General features: G+C 35.6%; 27 protein-coding genes. 14 read left to right on the top strand and 13 right to left on the bottom strand.

Features of this window, described 5'->3' with window-relative positions; translation table 11 throughout:
* Positions 1–3: 3 nt before the first annotated feature.
* Positions 4–285, bottom strand: a complete 282-nt coding sequence (locus tag MRBLBA3_RS01135; RefSeq protein ID WP_000816054.1) for a YqhV family protein — start codon at positions 283–285, stop codon at positions 4–6.
* A 180-nt stretch (positions 286–465) separates the two neighbouring features.
* Between MRBLBA3_RS01135 and MRBLBA3_RS01130 the strand changes: the two genes are divergently transcribed.
* Positions 466–1,044: a GNAT family N-acetyltransferase gene (locus MRBLBA3_RS01130; RefSeq protein ID WP_212087983.1), complete on the top strand. Its 579-nt coding sequence runs from the start codon at positions 466–468 to the stop codon at positions 1,042–1,044.
* On the top strand, positions 1,025–1,345 hold the full coding sequence (locus tag MRBLBA3_RS01125) for a hypothetical protein (RefSeq protein ID WP_000645559.1): 321 nt from the start codon (positions 1,025–1,027) through the stop codon (positions 1,343–1,345). The genes MRBLBA3_RS01130 and MRBLBA3_RS01125 overlap by 20 nt, the downstream gene beginning before the upstream one ends.
* A 35-nt stretch (positions 1,346–1,380) precedes the next feature.
* On the opposite strand, the gene efp is transcribed toward MRBLBA3_RS01125, so the two are convergent.
* Genes efp through MRBLBA3_RS01105 form a run of 4 tightly spaced genes read right to left on the bottom strand, consistent with a single transcriptional unit; the run spans position 1,381 to position 4,007 of the window.
* Positions 1,381–1,938: an elongation factor P gene (gene efp, locus MRBLBA3_RS01120; RefSeq protein ID WP_363379552.1), complete on the bottom strand. Its 558-nt coding sequence runs from the start codon at positions 1,936–1,938 to the stop codon at positions 1,381–1,383.
* Positions 1,939–1,959: 21 nt separating this feature from the next.
* Positions 1,960–3,021 carry a Xaa-Pro dipeptidase gene (pepQ, locus tag MRBLBA3_RS01115; RefSeq protein ID WP_000515968.1) on the bottom strand — a complete coding sequence of 354 codons (1,062 nt, stop codon included), beginning with the start codon at positions 3,019–3,021 and terminating at the stop codon, positions 1,960–1,962.
* Between the two features lie 4 nt (positions 3,022–3,025).
* Complete coding sequence (gene aroQ / locus MRBLBA3_RS01110) at positions 3,026–3,466, bottom strand: type II 3-dehydroquinate dehydratase (protein WP_000735138.1); 441 nt, start codon at positions 3,464–3,466, stop codon at positions 3,026–3,028.
* 55 nt (positions 3,467–3,521) lie between these two features.
* The gene (locus MRBLBA3_RS01105; RefSeq protein ID WP_363379550.1) at positions 3,522–4,007 is read right to left on the bottom strand and encodes a YqhR family membrane protein; all 486 of its coding nucleotides are present in this window, start codon (positions 4,005–4,007) and stop codon (positions 3,522–3,524) included.
* Positions 4,008–4,251: 244 nt separating this feature from the next.
* Here MRBLBA3_RS01105 and MRBLBA3_RS01100 point away from each other — a divergent pair, with 244 nt between their 5' ends.
* Together MRBLBA3_RS01100 and MRBLBA3_RS01095 are read left to right on the top strand one after the other, a co-directional pair.
* Positions 4,252–5,172 carry a DUF1385 domain-containing protein gene (locus MRBLBA3_RS01100; RefSeq protein WP_000797098.1) on the top strand — a complete coding sequence of 307 codons (921 nt, stop codon included), beginning with the start codon at positions 4,252–4,254 and terminating at the stop codon, positions 5,170–5,172.
* Between the two features lie 79 nt (positions 5,173–5,251).
* A complete protein-coding gene (locus MRBLBA3_RS01095; protein WP_001014444.1) occupies positions 5,252–5,653 on the top strand; it encodes an SA1362 family protein in 402 nt (133 codons plus the stop codon).
* 80 nt (positions 5,654–5,733) lie between these two features.
* On the opposite strand, the gene MRBLBA3_RS01090 is transcribed toward MRBLBA3_RS01095, so the two are convergent.
* The 3 genes from MRBLBA3_RS01090 to splB form a co-directional block, all read right to left on the bottom strand.
* The gene (locus MRBLBA3_RS01090; protein ID WP_363379548.1) at positions 5,734–6,381 is read right to left on the bottom strand and encodes an HAD family hydrolase; all 648 of its coding nucleotides are present in this window, start codon (positions 6,379–6,381) and stop codon (positions 5,734–5,736) included.
* A 53-nt stretch (positions 6,382–6,434) separates the two neighbouring features.
* Positions 6,435–6,863: a transcriptional regulator MntR gene (gene mntR, locus MRBLBA3_RS01085; RefSeq protein ID WP_001143080.1), complete on the bottom strand. Its 429-nt coding sequence runs from the start codon at positions 6,861–6,863 to the stop codon at positions 6,435–6,437.
* Positions 6,864–7,008: 145 nt separating this feature from the next.
* A complete protein-coding gene (splB, locus tag MRBLBA3_RS01080; RefSeq protein WP_044737755.1) occupies positions 7,009–8,034 on the bottom strand; it encodes a spore photoproduct lyase in 1,026 nt (341 codons plus the stop codon).
* A 156-nt stretch (positions 8,035–8,190) separates the two neighbouring features.
* Between splB and MRBLBA3_RS01075 the strand changes: the two genes are divergently transcribed.
* From MRBLBA3_RS01075 to MRBLBA3_RS01060, 4 genes are all read left to right on the top strand, one after another.
* Entirely contained in the window at positions 8,191–8,508 is a 318-nt protein-coding gene (locus tag MRBLBA3_RS01075) for a PadR family transcriptional regulator (protein ID WP_212087985.1), read from the top strand.
* 5 nt (positions 8,509–8,513) lie between these two features.
* A complete protein-coding gene (locus MRBLBA3_RS01070; protein ID WP_044737806.1) occupies positions 8,514–9,200 on the top strand; it encodes a DUF1129 family protein in 687 nt (228 codons plus the stop codon).
* Positions 9,201–9,207: 7 nt separating this feature from the next.
* Positions 9,208–9,876 carry a DUF1048 domain-containing protein gene (locus tag MRBLBA3_RS01065; protein WP_097810844.1) on the top strand — a complete coding sequence of 223 codons (669 nt, stop codon included), beginning with the start codon at positions 9,208–9,210 and terminating at the stop codon, positions 9,874–9,876.
* 200 nt (positions 9,877–10,076) lie between these two features.
* Positions 10,077–10,919, top strand: coding sequence for a hypothetical protein (locus MRBLBA3_RS01060; protein ID WP_016130248.1), 843 nt, complete (start codon positions 10,077–10,079; stop codon positions 10,917–10,919).
* A 28-nt stretch (positions 10,920–10,947) separates the two neighbouring features.
* On the opposite strand, the gene MRBLBA3_RS01055 is transcribed toward MRBLBA3_RS01060, so the two are convergent.
* The gene (locus MRBLBA3_RS01055; RefSeq protein WP_000514069.1) at positions 10,948–11,784 is read right to left on the bottom strand and encodes a lipoate--protein ligase family protein; all 837 of its coding nucleotides are present in this window, start codon (positions 11,782–11,784) and stop codon (positions 10,948–10,950) included.
* Between the two features lie 170 nt (positions 11,785–11,954).
* On the opposite strand from MRBLBA3_RS01055, the gene MRBLBA3_RS01050 reads away from it, so the two are divergent.
* Entirely contained in the window at positions 11,955–12,338 is a 384-nt protein-coding gene (locus MRBLBA3_RS01050; RefSeq protein WP_000108092.1) for a rhodanese-like domain-containing protein, read from the top strand.
* A gap of 36 nt (positions 12,339–12,374) precedes the next feature.
* On the opposite strand, the gene MRBLBA3_RS01045 is transcribed toward MRBLBA3_RS01050, so the two are convergent.
* A complete protein-coding gene (locus MRBLBA3_RS01045) occupies positions 12,375–12,911 on the bottom strand; it encodes a hypothetical protein (RefSeq protein ID WP_002094413.1) in 537 nt (178 codons plus the stop codon).
* A gap of 316 nt (positions 12,912–13,227) precedes the next feature.
* Between MRBLBA3_RS01045 and MRBLBA3_RS01040 the strand changes: the two genes are divergently transcribed.
* The 5 genes from MRBLBA3_RS01040 to MRBLBA3_RS01020 all read left to right on the top strand — a co-directional run bounded on the left by MRBLBA3_RS01040 (position 13,228) and on the right by MRBLBA3_RS01020 (position 15,879).
* The gene (locus MRBLBA3_RS01040) at positions 13,228–14,205 is read left to right on the top strand and encodes a LacI family DNA-binding transcriptional regulator (protein ID WP_001273950.1); all 978 of its coding nucleotides are present in this window, start codon (positions 13,228–13,230) and stop codon (positions 14,203–14,205) included.
* Between the two features lie 99 nt (positions 14,206–14,304).
* Positions 14,305–14,886, top strand: a complete 582-nt coding sequence (locus MRBLBA3_RS01035; RefSeq protein ID WP_363379544.1) for a TetR/AcrR family transcriptional regulator — start codon at positions 14,305–14,307, stop codon at positions 14,884–14,886.
* A gap of 71 nt (positions 14,887–14,957) precedes the next feature.
* Positions 14,958–15,290, top strand: a complete 333-nt coding sequence (locus tag MRBLBA3_RS01030; protein WP_000312339.1) for a DMT family transporter — start codon at positions 14,958–14,960, stop codon at positions 15,288–15,290.
* Position 15,291: 1 nt separating this feature from the next.
* A complete protein-coding gene (locus MRBLBA3_RS01025) occupies positions 15,292–15,606 on the top strand; it encodes a DMT family transporter (RefSeq protein WP_000312621.1) in 315 nt (104 codons plus the stop codon).
* A 15-nt stretch (positions 15,607–15,621) separates the two neighbouring features.
* A complete protein-coding gene (locus MRBLBA3_RS01020) occupies positions 15,622–15,879 on the top strand; it encodes a DUF3975 family protein (protein WP_044737753.1) in 258 nt (85 codons plus the stop codon).
* A gap of 16 nt (positions 15,880–15,895) precedes the next feature.
* Here MRBLBA3_RS01020 and MRBLBA3_RS01015 read toward each other — a convergent pair whose 3' ends face one another.
* From MRBLBA3_RS01015 to MRBLBA3_RS01005, 3 genes are all read right to left on the bottom strand, one after another.
* The gene (locus tag MRBLBA3_RS01015; RefSeq protein WP_363379715.1) at positions 15,896–16,081 is read right to left on the bottom strand and encodes a hypothetical protein; all 186 of its coding nucleotides are present in this window, start codon (positions 16,079–16,081) and stop codon (positions 15,896–15,898) included.
* A 247-nt stretch (positions 16,082–16,328) separates the two neighbouring features.
* Entirely contained in the window at positions 16,329–16,922 is a 594-nt protein-coding gene (locus tag MRBLBA3_RS01010; protein ID WP_064474815.1) for an ABC-2 transporter permease, read from the bottom strand.
* Between the two features lie 17 nt (positions 16,923–16,939).
* Positions 16,940–17,563 carry an ABC-2 transporter permease gene (locus MRBLBA3_RS01005; RefSeq protein WP_044737751.1) on the bottom strand — a complete coding sequence of 208 codons (624 nt, stop codon included), beginning with the start codon at positions 17,561–17,563 and terminating at the stop codon, positions 16,940–16,942.
* Between the last annotated feature and the right edge of the window lie 23 nt (positions 17,564–17,586).

Below are 17,586 nucleotides of genomic sequence, written 5' to 3'. Positions count from 1 at the left end.
TTACTATTTCAACAACGCGATAAAAATGCAGCCAATTCCAAGCGCTAGAAAAAAGAGTTTCAAGAAAGAAATTTCACTTGCTACACTCGCTATGCCAATTGTCATTGTTAAAATTAATACGGTCGGTCCAACAAACGCCAACATACCATTTATAAACAATGCTTTCTTCGCATCATTCACATAAAGCATAAGCAAAGCGGCGAATATTTCCGCGCTACCTGAAAACAACCGAAGTAACCCCATCACAAGTACGGATGTTTCCATTGCCGCTAGCCACTGTTTCATTCTCTCACCTTCTCCCATAACGGTTACTAGTTCCTTATTCTAAAAAAGAATATATTTGTACAACCATATGCAGAGGTTGTCTATTTCAGAAGTAAAAACATAATTTTCCTATTCCGACCTTTTTTAAATCTGAATATTCTTATTTTTTATGATATATTTAATAGAAAAGGAGTATGGACGATGCAGCACGTTACTTTATTACCACTCGATTTTCGCTATGCAAATGTGATTTTCGAGCTATCAAGCAATCCACATGTAAAAAATGCATTAGGGCTAAAAGTAGAATCAGTGGAAGATACAAAAGCATTCATTCTTTTTGCAATTGAAGAGGAACGAAAAAAGCACTCCTTATCAAGAGTGATTGTAAATGAAGAAAATGAAATAATTGGCCTCACCACGCTTAAACATATTAATTATGAGAAAAAGCAATCTCACATTGGCAGTTGGATCGGCTATCCATACTGGGGAAAAGGATATAATGAGGCCGCTAAAAAAGAAATCTTTAAAGTTGCTTTCTTAGACTTACAACTCACATACGTATTCGCTGGTGCTAAAACGACTAACATTCGCTCTTTAAAGGCGCAGGAGAAACTACCTTATATTTCATTACATGTGGAAAACAAGTTTCCAGGCGAACATGCTGCACTTGAGAAAGAAGTAAAGTCACCTTGCTCACTACATGTCGTATCACGCAAGAATTTTTTAAATTGGCTGGACGTACAAAATGAGGGGGGAAAATATGAAAGCATTAAAAATTAGTTTAACAATTGTAGTAGAATTAGCTATTATTTATCTTTTTTCAAAATTCGTTGGTTGGTCATTTATGGAGAGCTTTTTCCTTGGTAGCTTAGCAATATTTGCGATTACATGGTTAATTATTATGAGTAACTTTAGAAATAACAATATGGATCATGCAATGAATAAAACTTTTACCGGTGTTGAAACTGGAGAAATACGCCCGTTTCAAATTGTTTTGACTCCATATATTATGGGTACCCTTTCACTCGTCACAGTTAGTTTTGTTATAACTGCCATTTACTATCTACCCTACTTTCTATAAAAAAAGCACTCGTGATAATCACGAGTGCTTTTCTACTATGCACGAGAAACGTATTTACCTTCACCAGTGTTGATGATAAGCATTTCGCCTTCGTTAATGAAGATTGGTACTTGTACAACAAGACCAGTTTCTAATGTAGCTGGTTTTGTTACGTTAGAAGCTGTGTCACCTTTAATACCAGGTTCTGTCTCTGACACTTTTAATTCAACAGTATTCGGAAGTTCAACACCAAGTACTTCATCTTGGTATGTCATAATAGATACTTCCATGTTTTCTTTTAGGAATTTTAATTCGCGCTCAATTTGGTTTTCACCAAGTTCGATTTGCTCATAATTTCCGTTATCCATAAATACGTGAGACTCACCACTCGCGTATAAGTATTGCATACGACGGTTTTCGATGTGTGCTTTTTCTACTTTTTCGCCTGCACGGAATGTTTTCTCTTGAACAGATCCTGTGCGAAGGTTACGTAGTTTAGAGCGAACGAATGCAGCACCTTTACCTGGCTTTACATGTTGGAAATCCATTACTTGCCAAAGGGCATTGTCCACTGAGATTGTTAAACCTGTACGAAAATCGTTTACTGAAATCATGTAAAAAAATCCTCCTGTGTATTACAAAATAATAAGTTCTTTTGGTGATTTCGTAATTACTTCATTACCTTCACTTGTTACAATGATATCATCTTCAATACGTACGCCGCCAATACCTGGAATATAAATACCTGGTTCTACTGTTACAGCCATACCTGGTTCAAGTACTGTATCAGAACGGAACGCTAAACCTGGTGCTTCATGGATTTCAAGACCGATTCCATGACCAGTAGAGTGTCCGAAGTATTCACCATATCCTTTTTCCGTTATGTAATCACGCGTTAACGCATCCGCTTCACGGCCTGTTAAACCAGCTTTAATACCGTTTACACCACGTAGTTGTGCTTCTAAAACGACATTATAAATTTCTTTTAATTTATCGGATGGTTCACCGACTGCAATTGTACGAGTAATATCAGAGCAATATCCTTTGTAATAAGCACCGAAGTCTAATGTAACGAAATCTCCTGTTTCTATCACTTTTTCAGATGCCACGCCGTGCGGTAATGCCGAACGAAGACCTGAAGCAACGATAATATCAAAAGAAGAAGATGTTGCTCCTTGTTTTCTCATGAAAAATTCAAGTTCATTTGACACTTCAATTTCAGATACTCCCGGGCGAATGAATGATAGAATATGCTCAAAGGCAGCATCTGCAATCTGTGCAGCTTCCTTTAATATCTTAATCTCTGAATCAGTCTTTATCAAGCGTAACTTTTCTACAAGCCCAGAAGTTGGGATAAATTCAGCATCGATCGCTTCATTATGCGTTACGTAAGAGCTATATGTAAGAGTATCTTGTTCAAATCCTAGTTTTTGAATTCCAAGTTCTTTAACTTGTTTCGCAACTTCATCAAGAATTAATCCTGCATGCTGTACAATTTCATATCCAACCGCTTGCTTACTAGCTTGCTCTACATAACGGAAATCTGTAATAAATAGAGCACGTTCTTTTGAAATTAGTACAACACCAGCTGTTCCTGTGAAATTCGCCATATATCTACGACTATGTTCATTCGTTAATACGATACCGTCAATACCAGCCTCAGCAAATGCGCTTCTTAATCTCTCGATCTTTCCCATTACTTTATGCCTCCCTCAATTTCTCCATTAATGCAAATAACGCTAACTTATAGCCATAAAAACCAAATCCAACAATTTGTCCTGCACAAACAGCCGCCGTCACAGATTCGTGACGGAACGATTCACGCTGGTGAATGTTAGAAATATGTACTTCAATAACTGGAATCGAAACACTTGCGATAGCATCCCGAATCGCATAACTATAATGCGTAAATGCACCTGGATTTAGAATGATTCCTTCATATATGTCATCAGCCTCATGAATAATATCAATAATAGCTCCTTCATGATTCGATTGAAAACATTCTAACTCCACTCCCATTTTCTCTGCTTCTTGTTTCATATCTGTTTCAAGCGTCGCTAACGTTCCTTCTCCATATACATTTACCTCTCTGACACCAAGGCGATTTAGGTTAGGACCATTTACGAGGAGTAACTTTTTCATTTTCTTAAAACTCCTTAATATTAAAGAATGTCTATACGACATTTTAACATACGAATCACTTGTTTGAATAGTTTGTCTTCTCGAGCCCTTCTCCTCTATTTGTATTGTTCGCTTCGAATGCAACAGAGTATGAAATAAAGACACCATATAATATAAAGATACATGTTGTTGTTATGATTGTTTCTTTCGGTAAATGAAGTGCACTTTTAATAACTGGTGCCATTATCCCCATTCCCAAAAATAATAATGCCCACCAAAATAAACCGTATAGTATACCAGGTAATACACCTTCAAACTTTTTAAAAAGAGCTTTATAGAGCAAGGCCACTAAAATTGAAAGAAATCCCATACAAACGATGCCTAGCACATTTCCCCAAACCCCTTCTTTCCAATCTCCAAATGCAAACGGTAAAAGGAAATAATTAGGTCCAGCTTCTGTAAACGAGAATATATGAAGGAAATACCATATACTTCCCCAAAATAAGCCACCAAATAAACCAATTTGTACAAAGTTCCTTATCGTTGATTGTTCTTGATTCACATTGACACCTCCGCTCAATAGTATGCCCGAAACTATTTTGAAGCATGTTTAAATTCTGCGAAATTTGTCTATAAAAAGAATAAGAAATGTCCTACTCTCGTAACATTTCCCCTTGTCATCTGCTTGTATTTGTCGATAAAATAAAGGAAACTCGGTGATTGTCTCATTTCAAAATGGCAGGACCAAGTATGACAATTACCTCTTTTTCTACATAAGAGAGAAACAAATACAGGTTGGTGTTAACATGGCAGAAGAGTCAAAACAAATATATGGCGGGCAAGCAGTCATAGAAGGAGTTATGTTTGGCGGTAGAGAATATACTGTTACAGCGGTTCGTCGTAAAGATAAATCGATTGAATTTTATCGATTACCACGCGTTCGTAATAAAGCATTATCTATCCTAAAGAAGATTCCATTTATACGAGGTATTGCCGCTATCGTGGACGCAAGTGCGAATGGAGCGAAGCATTTAAACTTTGCTTCAGAACGATTTGATGTCCACCCAGAAGAAGATGAACAAATTGCAAATAAAAAAGAAGAACAATCAAAATTAACGATGGTATTAGGGGTTGCAGCAGTTGGCGTTTTATCGTTCATATTCGGTAAAGTAATTTTCACAGCAGTTCCTGCACTATTAGCTGAACTAACAAGACCGATTTTCCCATCTCATACAGGGCAAATCATTGTCGAAAGTGTCATTAAGCTCATGTTATTATTGAGCTATATATACTTTATTTCTTTAACCCCACTTATTAAGAGGGTGTTTCAGTACCACGGTGCAGAGCATAAAGTAATTAATGCTTATGAGAATAATCTTCCACTAACTGTAGACAACGTTCAAAAGCAAACTCGCCTCCATTATCGCTGTGGCAGTAGCTTTATAATATTTACAGTCATTATTGGAATGTTTGTTTATTTCCTAGTTCCTACAGATCCACTTTGGGCAAGGGTAGTAAACCGAATTTTATTAATTCCAGTTGTTCTCGGCATTTCTTTTGAAGTATTACAATTTACCAATCGATTACGAGATGTCCCTGTTTTGCGAGTACTTGGATATCCAGGATTATGGCTGCAACTATTAACAACGAAAGAACCAACAGATGATCAAGCTGAAGTTGCAATCGCATCGTTTGAAGAATTATTACGTTTAGAAAACAAACAATAATTATTTAAAAATGGTGTTCAACTCCTTTCCTCATCGTTAATATACTAATTTTAATATATGTTTTTAGGAGGTGTCCCTTATGAACGGTCGTTCGTTTACATTCGCTATATTTGTGCTTATTATCGGATTAGCAATATTCGGCCTTGTTTCATCTGTTATTACAGATCCAATGGGAGTATTGAAAAACATTGGTATCATGTTAGCTGTCGTCGGTATCTTTTACTTACTCTACAAAATGTTTACAAACTCTAGTGGTTCTGCAAATTCGCAAAGCTCATATAAGCGTGCAGCGAAACACTCGAACCGCAAACACGGGAAACAAAATGTAGCACCCCTAAGCAATTCTTTCTTGAAACGAAATGCTTCTGATGACAAGGGGAAAAAGGGTAATTCTCCATCGTTGAAAAGAAAAAGAAAACAATCTCATTTAACTGTCATTGAAGGTAAAAAAAACAAAAAGAAAGACCGTGCTTCCTTTTAGGAAATACGGTCTTTTTTTTATCTCAATTAGTATAGGCAAATAATCAGTGGGGATGAAAAAAGCCCCGACTGATTAAAGTCTCACTTTATATGTTGAAGTACTTCTTTCAAACTTTTTTCTTTCATACTTTCGATACGAAGGTGATGGTTTTTAAATTGTAAATTTCTTGTCACATCATTAGGTACGACGACACATTTTAATCCTGCTGCAATTGCTGCTTTCAATCCATTTAATGAATCTTCAAATACAACAGCTTCCGATGGTTCAACTCCTAATTCTTCTATCGCAACTTTATAAAGAGCTGGATCTGGTTTTACCTTCTCTACATCTTCTCTCGTTTTAATCACTTCAAAATACTCTCTAATCTGTAGCTCTTCTAAAAAACGAACGACCCACTCTCTAGATGAGCTAGAGGCTAATGCGATTTTTAATCCAAGTTCTTTCGCTTCTTCTAAATATTCTTTTACACCGTCACGTGCTTTCGGTATTTTCATTTTTTCTTTATGTAAAGTTGTTACTTTTTCCTTTAATGTATGTTCATTAAACTTTTCTTTTAATTGCTCTTTTAAATATGCATAAAGCACTTCATCTGTCGTTCCAATACATTTTGCAAATTCCTCTAAAGGTAACTCGCTTCCGTACTCACGAACAGCATCTCTGAAAGAGTGAAACCATATTGTTTCTGTGTCCACAATTAATCCATCAAAATCAAAAATAATCGCTTTCATTATTCTCCCGTCCTTTTCGATTGAAATAAAAAAGGAAACGCCACACGTTCCCCTTAATTACTTTTCTCTTCATTTGCTTTTTGAACACCACGAAGTGTTTCTACTCGAACTTCATCTTGTTCAAAATATTGTACTAAATCACCGATACGGTCAATTGATTCCCAACTTAAATGATGTTCAATTCCTTCTACATCATTATAAATTTTGCTTTCATCCACACCGATAATGCGCATGAACTGTTCTAACAATTCGTGACGATATACGAGACGTTCTCCGATTTTTTTACCTTTTGATGTTAATACAAGCCCTCTATATTTTTCATAAATTAGATATTCGTCTTTGTCTAATTTTTGTACCATTTTTGTTACAGAGGATGGATGTACACTAAGCGCTTCAGCAATATCAGATACACGGGCATAACCCTTTTCATCAATCAACAAATAAATTTGTTCAATATAATCTTCCATACTAGGGGTAGGCATCGGTTTCCTCCATCCAATTTCATTTTGCTTATTCCGTACGAAGCAATCAATAAAATGATACACCAGAAAGAATAACGTGACAAGGTAGAAACGAGCCTAAATATATAAAACAAAAAAAGAATCCATATTCGCATACAGATTCCCCTTATGTAAAATATTGAATTTCTGCATCAGGAAAATACTCATGTATATAACTTCTTATTGTTACCTCCAGCACTTCTGCATCATCCTTTTGATATACATATTTCCCAATCCCGTATCGTCCCCATTTATATTTACGCTTCTCTTCATCCATTTCAAGTTTCGTATTTGGATAACGCTCTTGAATGACCCTTTTTGCCGGTTTCGTAAAGCGGTGTTGAATTAATTCAAATGTTAAGTTTGGTATCACCATATCTTTCAACGCATTGTACAATCGCTCAAACAATTCACGGTATCCTTCTTCCCACCCTTCATGCATATAAATTGGCGCAACAATAAAGCCAAGAGGATAACCAGCCCCCGCTACTTTACGAGCAGCCTCAATTCGCTCTTCAAATGGCGATGTCCCTGGTTCAAAATTTTTAATCACATAACGTGAATTAATACTAAATCGAAAACGCGTTTTCCCATTATGCTTTGCATCTAATAAATGATCAACGTGCGAATATTTTGTAACGAAACGTAAACGTCCATGTTCACTTTCTCCGATAAACTCTATCGCCCGCTTTAATGCATGTGTTAAATGATCAATTCCGACGATGTCTGATGTACACGCCGCTTCAAATCTTGTTACTTCAGGGGCCCTTTCATCCATATATTGCTTTGCCTTCTCAAATATTTCATCTAGATTCACATACACCCTTACGTAAGGTTTACTACCAAGTGTCGTTTGCAAATAACAATAATGACAATGTCCCATACACCCTGTTGCAAGCGGGATTGCATATTCAGCTGATGGCTTTGATGTATCAAACTTTAATGTCTTCCTCACCCCAACGACTAGTGTCGCTTTTGCATTACGATACTTTTGCAATTCATTTTCGCCTGGCAAATTTCTAATTTGATTGTGTGATGTCGTTTCACGAATTTCTAATCCCATCTTCGTAAACCTCTCATAAAGCTCTTTTCCGAGCGGATATTCGAGTGCCCTCGGTTCAAAGTAAACGATTTTTGGCATAAATGGTTTCATATGCTTCCCTCCTCTCGTTAGTATGGGAAACAAAGTAAAATTAACACAGATTAAAGTTTTCCACTTCAGTAACTTGCGTTGCAAGTTACTGAATGTTATAATTTGGATAACAGCTACCTTGCAACGCAAGTTACCTGAGTAAAAGGTGGTGAAATCATGCACAGCCAAATGTTAAAAGGTGTACTAGAAGGTTGCATCCTATACATCATTTCACAAGAAGAAGTGTACGGATATGAACTGAGTACAAAATTAAATAAACACGGCTTTACATTCGTAAGCGAAGGAAGCATATATCCGTTATTGTTACGTATGCAAAAAGAAAAATTGATTGAAGGGACATTAAAATCCTCCTCACTCGGTCCAAAGCGTAAATATTATCACGTAACCGATAAAGGATTAGAACAGCTTGAAGAATTTAAAAAAAGCTGGGGAATGGTTTCAACGACCGTAAACAACTTATTACAAGGGGAGTGATGAGGATGAAGGCGAAAGATTTAATCGAATTAAATAACCAAAAGCGCAAATTATTAACTACAGAAAATGAAACCGCCTATAGTGACATGTTAATATACATCCGCTTAGCTAAAGTACCAGAATACCACACAGAAGAACTGCTAATTGAAATTCTAGATCACCTTATTGAAGCCCAGCAAGAAGAAAAAAGTGCTTACGATATTTTTGGCGACGACTTACAGGCGTACTGTGACGAGCTAATTACTGCCCTACCGAAGCAAAGTTTATGGGAACAATTATCAATCCCTTTATTTATAACTTGTTACCTGCTAGCAATATACTTTACTATTTCGTCCGTAATTGCATTTGTATTCCCCTTATTTTCAAATGAGGCACGTTTTAAATTTGTACACATTGATTTCATTTATCTGCTCGCATTTATCTTGTCCGTACATCTTATGATACGTTTTGTTTTCGATTTTATTAACACTGATTTATTTAAAAATAAAACAACTATTTGGAGGCATATAGGAAGTTTTTTAATACGCCATAGCCTATGGATACTCTTAATCGGTATTTCCTTTTTATTTATTAAACAGCCCTATGCTACATTACAAATCTCACCTTGGATCGGCACTTTACTAGCCATCTCTTGCTATGTACTATATAAACTTTTCTTCAAAAAAGAATACTTAGAATTTAAAAAGGAGTAATGAGGTTATGACCGAAAAAGAAATGGTTAAGTTAAACAATGAAAAAAGAAAGTTATTAACAGCTGAAAACGAAGCTGCCTATGGAGATATGCTTATTTATTTACGTTTTACTAGCGTTCCGCAAAAGCAAATGGAAGAATTGCTTTTAGAAATATTGGATCATCTTTTAGAAGCGCAAGAAGATGGTAAAAATGCACATGATATTTTCGGAGAAGATTTAAAAGCTTACTGCGATGAATTGATTAATTCTTCAGAACATCAAAATTCTCTCCAACAAGCTGCCGTTATTGGATTTGCAGTTAGTTTATTATTAGCTATTCAAATTGGATACGATACATTCACTACTCTTATGCAAAAACTATTTTCAGATACAAACACTTCAGGAATTCCATTTAGTATTCCTGGAACAATATTATCTGCTATCGTTTTAACAATTGGTGCTTTCATAACTTTTTCGTTATTTAGACGGTTTTCTTTTACAATACTAGTTTCCTGGAAACAAAAAGCACTTCTCTTATTATCAGTATTCATACCTTTTGTCTTATCAGTTTTTTCAAACGTATTTTTTAAAACACAACCATACTTATTTTATAATTTGTCTATTTGGCAAGGCACTCTTGTCACACTTTCTTTTTATACTCTTTACAAATTTTTATATAAAACATCTAAATTTTAACAGCCTTTCAAAAGGCTGTTTTTCTTCTGTCTAATTTTACAAATTGAAAAATTTCATAAAGAAAATAAGAAAAATGCAAAATAATTAAAGTTAATTGTTGACGTGATGCTTTTATTATCGGTATCATAAATCTTCGTGAGCAATTATTTTTCGTTATACGATTTTTTTATTATTACTGAATTTTTGAGAGGAGAAATTAGATGTCAGTTAAGAAGAAAACGCAAGTACGCACCGGCAAAATGGTACGTGAACTAATGTTAGCAGACGAAGATGTAAATGCTTCGCTAATTATGGTATATAGTGAAAACGGTGTAAACGCAGAAATTAAAATCGAGGGCTTAACGCCGAAATGTAACGAAGAATTATTTTTGAGCGGAAACGTGGATTGGAACAAGAGTGTTATTTATAAAATTGTTGATTTCACTGGGAACGCTGAAGTTGGTAAAGTTACATTAACAGCGATGAACAAAAACAATGTTTCTCTAGAAGTTGAACGCGTTATGTGGAGCAAAGAAAATAAAGAAGCTGCTGAGCAAGAAGAAACAGTTGTAGAAGCTACTCCGAAAAAAGAAGTAGTTGTAGAAGCTCCAAAAGCAGTTACACCTGCTCCAAAGCCTGTTACGCGAGTAGAAACACCTGCTACTGCACCTAAACCTACTCCGGTACCAACGCCGAAGCCAGTAAGTGTTGAAGCAGCTGTAGAACTATCTACTCCAGCACCTGTGAAAAAAACAGTACCTACTCCAGTTAAAAAGCAAGAGACAGCTCCGGTTACTCCTGCAAAACCAAAGCAACCTGCTTTGACTGAAACAAATACAAAATTACAAGAAAATTATGTTAAACTTGTGAAAAAGACAATTGAAGTTTGTCAAGATTACGAGCTTGGCATCGACATAGATGATTCTATTGAAGGATTAAAAGAAGAGCTACAAAGCCAAGGTATTAGCGTTACATTCGATAAAGAAATTATGGACGTTGTAAATCGCCTTCGTTCTTTACAAGATAAAGGAATCAAAGTAGAAAAAGTACTTAATTTACTATAAAAATAAGGAGATGGCGGTCGCCATCTCCTTATTTTTTATAATTCCATTCGTTACTTTCATACTTCTCTTTTGCTAATGTTTGAACTTCATGAAGCTGTTCTTCTGTTAGTTCATACGGCACAAGCTCTATATCTAATCCTTTTTCAAATCCAGTTTCAAACGCTTTAATTAACTGTTCAATCGTAAATGTACGATCTGTTAATTCATTAATCGCTACCGCTTTAGAAGAAAACATATTTTTCATACGCTCTTTTACACGTTCATTCGGGAATAAAAATAGATCGTATAACTCATCTAAATCTATTTCTAACGGAATAGAACCGTGCTGTAAAATAACACCTTTTTGACGTGTTTGAGCACTGCCTGCGATTTTTCTTCCTTCCACTACAATCTCATACCAAGATGGTGCATCAAAGCATACACCTGAACGTGGGTTTTTCAAATTTTCACGATCCGCTTCTGTTTTGGGAACCGCATAATATGCTTCTAATCCTAATGCCTTAAAACCGTCTAATAACCCTTGCGAAATAACGCGATACGCTTCTGTAACTGTTTTTGGCATATTTGGATGATCTTCAGACACAATAACACTGTACGTTAATTCTTTATCATGTAATACACCCCTGCCGCCTGTTTGACGACGAACGAAACCATATTCCTTTTCGTTAACTACATCCATATTAATGTCTTTTTCAACACGCTGAAAATACCCAACTGTTAATGTCGGCACTTCCCATTCATAAAAACGAATTGTTGGCGGCATTTTCTTTTCACTTTGCCAATTTAATAAGCATTCATCTAACGCCATATTAAATGCTGGTGAACATTGACCAGAGTTAATATAACACCATTTTTCTTTTCCCATCCTGCACCTCATATAACCAATTATTTTTCACATTCTCTAGTCTACCAAATTCGACAAAATTTGTGAAAGAATACGAAATTTCTTCATATATGCGAATGAATCTGTTGCATAAATACATATGGGCATTATAATATTGAAAGTAGGATTAGAAAAAAGGGAGCGATAGAACCGTGTCAACAAGTTGGATTATTTTATTAGCCGTAATCGTAGCGTTCATCGGTTACACTGTATGGATGTATTTCTATCAGAAAAAATTAATTAAAACTCTTACAGAAGAAGAATTTCGCGCTGGCTACCGTAAAGCACAGCTTATCGATATTCGCGAAGCAGACGAATATAGCGCAGGGCACATTTTAGGTGCACGTAACATTCCGTTATCACAAATCCGCCTTCGCCACAAAGAACTTCGCCAAGATCAACCTGTTTATTTATACTGCCAAAGCGGATTCCGTACAGGCCGTGCAGCTCAATACTTAAAAAAACAAGGCTACAAAGATTTCTACCAATTAAAAGGTGGATTTAAATCTTGGTCAGGCAAAATTAAAAAGAAATAACATACAAAAACTAGCTGTATAATTCAGCTAGTTTTTTCATTCCATATTGTTCGCAATGTACAGTAGATTTTGTTTAATCACATCTCCATCTTTCTCGTCTACATTACGATATAATAGCTGATATTCAATCCCCTTCTCTTTCCATATAAGCGTAGCAAATTCGTCCCCTCGCTCGTAATCATCCTTATTTTTAAAATAAGCAGGTGCTCCATTATTCAATTTCATTTGTTCTTGAAATCGATTCTCTTCTACGAGGTATGGAAAACTGTAAGAAAAGTTGGCCACTGTTAATTCTATATAATCGTGCCTTCCTTTCTCTTGTTGCTTATATTTAATCGTTAAGACAGCATTCTTCTTTCCCATCGTTCTTACCTCTCCCTTCACATCACTCGTAATGTCATAAGGTAAAAACGTTGGAACTTTAAACTTCTCTGGAAAATATTTTGGAAGTTCCTTTAGGGGAATCGGATCAGTAACACGGTCCTTAGCCCCTCCTGTTGTTCCTACAAATGTTTTTTCTTCTTGCATCGTTTGCTGAAATGAACATGAGCTAAGTATTACACTAGAAAACACGAAACAAATGATTCCTTTTTTCAATTTGTTTCCGCCCTTTCATACCGCTCTCTTAACGAGCGAAGCGTTTATACTCTCTTCTATTCGCTTCGTTATGAAACGCCTCCTCCGAAAACTTTCCACGTTATTCTCACACATTTTGACAAAACTTTTTTGCAGACATACAAAAAAGACCTCGCTATTCTTACGCCCAAATAAAAAGGTTACGCGAATAACAGAAGTCATGCTTATAACATAGATTGTGAAAAGCTTTTCAGGTCAAGATTTTTTCATTCTTATTATTTTCCCTTTATAATTAAGTAAAGAGGTGATACATATGGCCAATATAAAACAGATTGCAAAAACTGCTGGTGTATCCATAGCAACTGTTTCCCGCGTCCTTAATAATCACCCTTACGTAAAAGAAGAAAAACGTAAGCGTGTTCTAGATGCAGTTGAAGAATTGAACTATGCAAAAAATATTAATGCTATTCACTTAATAAAGGGAAAAACATATACAATCGGGGTTATGCTCCCTTTCATTAATGTTCCATACTTCAGTACCATTATTGAAGGGATCGGAAACGAAGCATTAGCATCTGGATATCATATTAATTTATGCCAAACGAATTACGATAGCATTGAAGAAATTCGTGTTCTTGAAATGATGAAAATGAAACAATTCGACGGGATGATTATTTGCTCTCGAACGAGTTCATGGGAACAAATTGAACCGTTCGCAAAATTTGCCCCCATTATTTCATGTGAAAAAACGAAACATCCGCTCATTTCATCTGTCTTTGTAGATCATTATGAAGGATTCCGCCTTGGTACTTCCTATTTACTTCGTAAGGGCCATGAAAAAATCGGCATTTGTTTAGCAAGAGAAACAAGCGTTAATTCAATCGAGCGTAAAAAAGCTTTCGCCGATACTCTTCGTCACGAAGGAAAAACAGTACACCCTGATTGGATTTTTCATCAATGTTATACGATGCAGGACGGGGCAAAAATACTTCATCGTATTTTAAACATGAAAAATCGTCCAACCGCTATTTTTACAGCGAACGATCAAGTTGCAGCTGGTTTATTAACAGAGGCGCGAAAACATGGCATTCGCATACCTGAAGACCTCGCTATCCTCGGATTTGATAACCATGAAATTTCAAAAGCATTAGAAATTACAACTATTGAACATCCTGGGCTCACAATGGGCTCACATGCTTTTTCTTTATTCCATAAACAAATTCAAAGTGAGCAAATTATCGGCAGCGCAGAAGAACTTTCATTCCATTTAATTGAGCGAGAAACAGTCTAAAAAGGAGCGTTAACTATAGCGCTCTTTTTTTCAACTCTTCACCTATTGACTTTATATTTTCCATCTCATATAATTAACCTAACGAACGGTAGGTAGGGGATGAAAATGACAGCAAACCGCATTAAAGCTGTAGCACTTTCTCATTTCGCACGCTACGGCTATGAAGGAACTTCATTAGCAAATATTGCTCAAGAAGTTGGGATTAAAAAACCATCGATTTACGCACACTTTAAAGGAAAAGAAGAGTTGTACTTTACATGTTTAGAGGCTGCTCTTCAAAAAGATGTACAGAGCTTCACAGACGATATTGAAAAATTTTCAAATTCTTTCACTGAAGAATTGCTCTTACATTTATTAAAAGGTTACGCAAAACGATTTGGTGAAAGTGAAGAATCAATGTTTTGGTTACGAACTTCTTATTTTCCGCCTGATGCATTTCGCGAACAAATTATTGATAAAGCAAATGTACACATTGAGAACGTTGGAAAACTTTTATTCCCTGTATTTAAAAGGGCAAGCGAGCAAGATGAGCTGCATAACATTGAAGTAAAAGATGCCTTAGAGGCTTTTCTATGCTTACTTGACGGTCTTATGGTTGAACTACTATACGCAGGTTTAAATCGTTTTGAGACACGTTTAGACGCTTCTTGGAAAGTATTTTGGCGCGGACTTTCAAACTGACGGATTGCTCCTTTGCAATGCGTCGTTTTTAAGCCCTTTACCTAACGACTGGTAGGAAGGAGAAATGACATATGGCATGGATTTATGTAATCATAGCTGGTATTATTGAAATCTTTTGGGTGATTGGACTTAAAAAAGCGGAGGCACCACTTGAATGGGCTGGTGTTGCGTTATTAATTACAATTAGTTTCGTCTTATTATTTAGAGCTTATAAAGATTTACCTGTCGGCACTGTATACGCAGTCTTTACAGGAATTGGAGCTGGTGGAATCGTTCTTACAGAGATTTTCATCTTCGGAGAACCTTTCTCTATTGTAAAAGTATTATTAATCGGTTTAATCTTCTTCGGAGTAATTGGTTTAAAACGAGTAACAGAAGAAAAAGAAGCGAAGGAGGCCGCATAAAATGGCTTGGGTATTTTTAATTCTAGCTGGTATTTGTGAAATTATTGGTGTACTCTTTATGAAAGTAGCCACTGAAAAGAAAGGCTGGGCACCAAAAGTTATTTTAATCGCTAACTTCGGCGTAAGCTTCTTCTTCTTATCCCTTGCAATGGACACATTACCGATGGGAACTGCTTACGCAATTTGGACTGGAATCGGAACTGCCGGAAGTGCACTTCTAGGTATTCTTATTTTCCGCGAATCAGCGGATTGGCGTCGTCTTGCCTTCTTAAGCTGCATTCTATGCGGTGCTGTTGGCTTAAAACTATTAAGCTAACGTGAGGTGACTGTCATGTGGAAAGAGAAAGGAAAGCAGATGTTAGCATGGATCACACTCGGGATTATCATTCTATTGCAAATAAGTTTTCATATAATAGAATGGTTGTTTCATAAAGTATTATCCATTCTTACATTCCTTCCTAACATGGCACTTGAATTTGCATCTATCGCTTGGTCAATTATTGCTTCCATTGCAATCGTCATTATATGGAGTATCGCCAAACTATGGAATAAATTATTTAAAAAGGACAGTACTTCTGAAAAAGAGTAACTGTCCTTTTTTATGTCTATTCAGCTTTTCTATAGAAATTTGATGTGATAAGACAAAGAAGACCAGCTATGACAATACTTATACCAATCACTTTATGCAAATTAGGAAATGGTGATGGGATATCTGAGTAAAAATTTGCTAATATGAGACCGATTGAAAATAAAAGTACTCCTATTCTATATAACCATTTTCTTTTGCTCATCATTCTCCCTCCTAAAATTTTTCATACACTCCTTTCTTTTGGACATACTACCTAAAAAAGGAGTGAATAATATGCAAAATTCTATACATAAGCAGATCCTATTTTTATTTTTCCTCTTTCTCATTCTCATCATCGTTTTCAGCTTTATCTTACATACTCCGAAAGATGTGCCTAATAGTGTTTCTTTTTATAAACTTTTGCTCTCATATTGCCGTTATTGAAGAAGGTGCCTTTTATGAGGCACCTTTTAAAATTCTCTCTTCTCATACAATTTTACTGAAACGAAGATAGATACTATGAACATGCAAATTGAACTAATAAACAATAAACTATTGTATAGATGAATTTGTTCCAGGTTGATTTGAAAGATCATCTCGAAAATAACAATCGGTGCTATGAGTATTAATATCGTAATAAAAACCATTTTTTTATATGCTAGCCAAAACGATAACGGCAATGCAAAGCTTAAATATACTAAAATAAAACTAATACTAGTAACCACTGTCGTTTCAATAAATTCAAATACATTAACTCCATTCTTCATTCCCATCGCGAAACAACCGACCGTTACACTTATAAAAAGAATAATAATTGCTACTATATACTTTGCAAATACAATTTGTTTTTTCGATATTGGCAAACTATTTAATATGACTTCACTCTCATTTTTTCTATCGGCTTCAAATGTTTTTACTGTTGCCCCAACGGTAATAATTACTGACATAATTATGAATAAATTTTTCGTATCTGTTAAGGCCATATAAAAGAAAATAGGATACAGTATGTACCAAATAAAAAATTTCCATTGGATAATGAAATCTTTTACAATGAGTTGTTTCAAAGTGATTCCCCCTCTCCTCACAAATCACGCTCATTATACAAGTTAATTGAGAGTAACATTGATATAATATATAAAAGAAGAAGTCCTACTATAAAGCAAACATTTACGACTAGACTCGTGCTCCAAACATTCTCTACATCTAACCATACGCTACTTACAATCACTCCACTTAATCCCCCAATTATGATTCCCATAAAATAAGCGGCCTGTTTCGTACTGCTATATTCTACTGAAAATTCAATTGGAAGTACGATCATGCTATAAACAAATCCTCCCGTTATTCCACCAAGAATCGTTCCCCACAGCATAAATGCAGTTATATGTTCATTTTGCAACTGAATTAGACCAACTAAAAGTGAGAAAACCACACCTAAAACAACTAAAATACTTACAAATATGTATTTCGCTATGACAATTTCTTTACGTTGAAGTGGTAAACTATTTAATATCTTTTCACTCTTATTTCTAGCCTCATAACTCGTCGACCATATTGTTCCAAGGATAGGTATAGATATGCTAAGCGTCATAAGAAAATTGTCGCTACCCAAATCAACAATTACAAGGAAAAACAAGCATATAAAACCAACAAACCCTAACTTTCTTTGCAACATCATATCTTTTAAGACTAATTGTTTGATCATTTATTGCACCTCCTTGAGCTCAT

Source organism: Bacillus sp. LBA3-1-1.1, from assembly GCF_040676495.1.
In the GTDB taxonomy this organism is placed as follows: Bacteria; Bacillota; Bacilli; order Bacillales; family Bacillaceae_G; genus Bacillus_A; species Bacillus_A nitratireducens.
This window is presented reverse-complemented; position numbering and strand designations above follow the sequence as displayed.